We start from the raw sequence: 3,080 nt of genomic DNA, 5'->3' as shown, positions 1-3,080 counted from the left end.
AAGTGGATCAGTTTTCGATGATCGTTAGTGGATCAGTTTTGCATGATCGGTGACACTCAAGGAAGACAAGCAATGTTACATGTGGTTGTACTGCTCGGGAGCCGACTCCCCTGAAGCTAAACTCCCTGACATGAAAAATATCGTCTTGTTCGACTATCAAAACAGTCGCGCGAGAGTGTGCCCCGTGAACTTCTTGGGTGATTACTCAGGCTATCTGCAAAGTGATGGTTACGCGGCTTATGATGGATTAAGCAACGTCACTAATGTCGGTTGCTTCGCTCATGCACGTCGTAAGTTCATGGAAGCGAAGAAGCTTCAGGGCAAGGGTAAAACAGGTAAAGCGGATGTGGCGTTAGCCAAAATCCAAAAGTTGTACGCACTTGAATCTCGATTAAAACTGGCTTCGGTCGAAGAGCGTTGGGCAGAAAGACAAGCGCAGGCTAAACCGATGTTGGATGACTTCTATGACTGGTTAACCACGCAGAAAGTCATCGAATCGAGTCCTCTTGGTAAAGCCATCAAGTACACATTGGGTCAGTGGCCTAAGCTGATACGCTATGTTGAAGATGGGCATTTATCTATCGACAACAACCGAGCGGAACGCGCAATCAAATCGCTGGTCATTGGCAGAAAAAATTGGTTATTCTCGACGAATCCGCTTGGTGCTGATGCGAGTGCTTTGCTGTATAGCATCATCGAGACGGCGAAAGCGAACGGACTGATACTCTACGATTACATGGTCAAATGTATGAAAGAACTGGCAAAGCCAGAGCCTGATATTAACTCTCTTCTTCCTTGGAACTTCTCACACTGAAACTAAAACGCCCCGTGGGATCATGGGGCGCTTACTATTACTCTAACGATGGGGATGAGAGAATCAGACTCTTCGATTTCAGCAACAATAATTGGTATGGCGACAATGTAGAGAAATGCCGTATTTTCTATATGGATTTCTTAAACGCTGTGCTGGGTTTAAGCAAAGTGTGTCGTGTCAGTAAAGAACCCGGCGCGTTCGACATCCCAACCAAAGATGAGGATGACAAAAATACCACAGAAAAATGGTCAACGATCTGGGCTCGTAGCGCGGACGAAGGTGATTTAGATATTGCGGTATAAGCCTAACTGCATGAAATAGGCACGGAATGCGTCCTTTTTTCACTTTGACGAAAAGTCCTTCCTACACCAAGGTTACTTGGTGAATAGTAAGCCGAAAAAGGTAGGCCTTCACTCTTGGTATTATCTTGCTTTAACTGTCAATTAGGTTGCTGGATAACGTAATACGTTTTAGTGGAGGCTTAAGCCGTAAACAGTGGAAGTTGCACGTACGGTTCTAATATGGATTCCCAGTTTAAATCAACAAAACTTTACATAAAGCAATTGAGATGCGCGCTTATATTCGGGCTTTATTGGCTAGCTACACCCCACCAAGGCTAATCCAAGGTAAGCGTGTCTGAAGCCACACCATTACCCATATGGGGCGTTGTGTTTACGACCAAAAGGCTTATCCTTTCCTCGATATCGCCCTACGCTCATGGCTGTAGAGGCCACTTAATTATCCGGTTTTGCTTGAGAATTTGAGATCTGAAATATTTAGAAAGGGGTCTATAGTGGTTCTGGTAAAATCTCCGATAATCTAGACACCGACAAGAAATTAATAAAAGTAGGGCAAACCGCACCTCAGTCTTTTAAGTAACTGCAAGCCCTAAACTCATTTTGGGGCAAAAGTGTGTTTTTTGTTACTTTTAGTTTACTCCGCGCCACCAGACTAGCTATTGCCTAAAACCGAACAATTTTCATTGTAAATGCTCAGACTTTATTGCTTTCCGGCATCTGAGCATCAAGCCAACTAAGCCGTCTCGCAAATGAGATGGGGAGGGAAAAAGCCAAAGCTGGTTATTTGATTTTCTTAACTATACTTAATTTGTAGTTATAGCTAGGTCAATAAGGCGAGCAATCTGCATGAAAAAAATAAAACTCAATACTACAAACACCCCCGAGAGATTAAAATTAGTTTTGGATAGCACTCGGCTCGGCATGTGGGATTGGTCTCCGGTGACCGATGAGGTCGTGTTTGATTTTAACTGGGCAAACATGTTGGGTTTGAAGATGAGTGATCTGTCAATGACCTTGGATGATTGGTCCTCCCGCGTTCATCCAGACGATATGGATGCCTGCCTTGCCGACATCAAGGCACACATCGAAGGCAAAACAGAGTTCTATGAGAACATGCATCGAATGAGGCATGCGGACGGAAGTTGGGTTTATATTTTGGATCGCGGTAGGGTGGTAGAGAGAGATAGTGAGGGTAAGGCGCTACGTTTCACAGGCACCCATGCAGATATGACCGCACTCAAGAGTGCTGAGTTTGATGCATTGTTAGCGACCAAAGCAAAAGAGCGATTTTTCTCTACTATGTCACATGAGTTGCGGGCCCCTCTCCATGCGATGCTTGGGCTATTGGAAGTCGCGCAAAACGAACCCAATGCCGATGATATTCAGGATAAACTGAAAATCATCAGTGAGTCGGGTTTTCACCTATTGAATGTGGTGAATAACTTACTCGACGCAAGTCGTCTGCAACATACCTCACTGAACATTAAGCGCAGTGAGTATGATCTAGTTACTTTGGTGAACAATGCATACGATTTGTTCTCTCACAGAGCAGAAGAGAAGCAATTGAAGTTTGCTGTCATCAATCGACTAGATTCGAGACAATGTTATCTTCTGTCTGACCGTTCGCGAATGTTTCAAGTGCTGATTAACCTTATCTCTAACGCCATCAAGTTCACTTCTTCGGGCTCGGTATCGATTATGTTGGAAAAACACGACCAAGGGATCGCGATTAATGTGTGTGACTCTGGACAAGGCATCGATGACATCGCTGCCATCTATAAGCCCTTTTTCTCAAAAGATGTCAGTGAAAATTACGATGATGCGACTTCCACAGGGCTCGGTTTAAGCATCTCGAAAGAAATCGTCGATACGTTGGCTTGTAAGCTCGAAGTTCAATCGAGTCTCGGCGTAGTGTAGTGGTACAGTAAATTTGGCCACCTAAATAGAGGTGTTAAAATACATCTCAG

The 3,080-nt window shown here is 44.4% G+C and carries 2 protein-coding genes and 1 pseudogene; all 3 read left to right on the top strand.

Annotated elements, in window-relative coordinates:
- Nucleotides 1-55: 55 nt before the first annotated feature.
- Nucleotides 56-814, top strand: a pseudogene (locus CDZ87_RS16460) (IS66-like element ISVa9 family transposase); the annotation flags it as partial.
- Nucleotides 815-945: 131 nt separating this feature from the next.
- Nucleotides 946-1,116, top strand: coding sequence for a hypothetical protein (locus tag CDZ87_RS17085; protein ID WP_157806489.1), 171 nt, complete (start codon nucleotides 946-948; stop codon nucleotides 1,114-1,116).
- An 843-nt stretch (nucleotides 1,117-1,959) separates the two neighbouring features.
- Nucleotides 1,960-3,030: a PAS domain-containing sensor histidine kinase gene (locus CDZ87_RS16455; protein ID WP_100754497.1), complete on the top strand. Its 1,071-nt coding sequence runs from the start codon at nucleotides 1,960-1,962 to the stop codon at nucleotides 3,028-3,030.
- Nucleotides 3,031-3,080: the final 50 nt, after the last annotated feature.

It is taken from the genome of Vibrio salilacus, from assembly GCF_002811245.1.
Classification (GTDB): domain Bacteria; phylum Pseudomonadota; class Gammaproteobacteria; order Enterobacterales; family Vibrionaceae; genus Vibrio; species Vibrio salilacus.
This window is presented reverse-complemented; position numbering and strand designations above follow the sequence as displayed.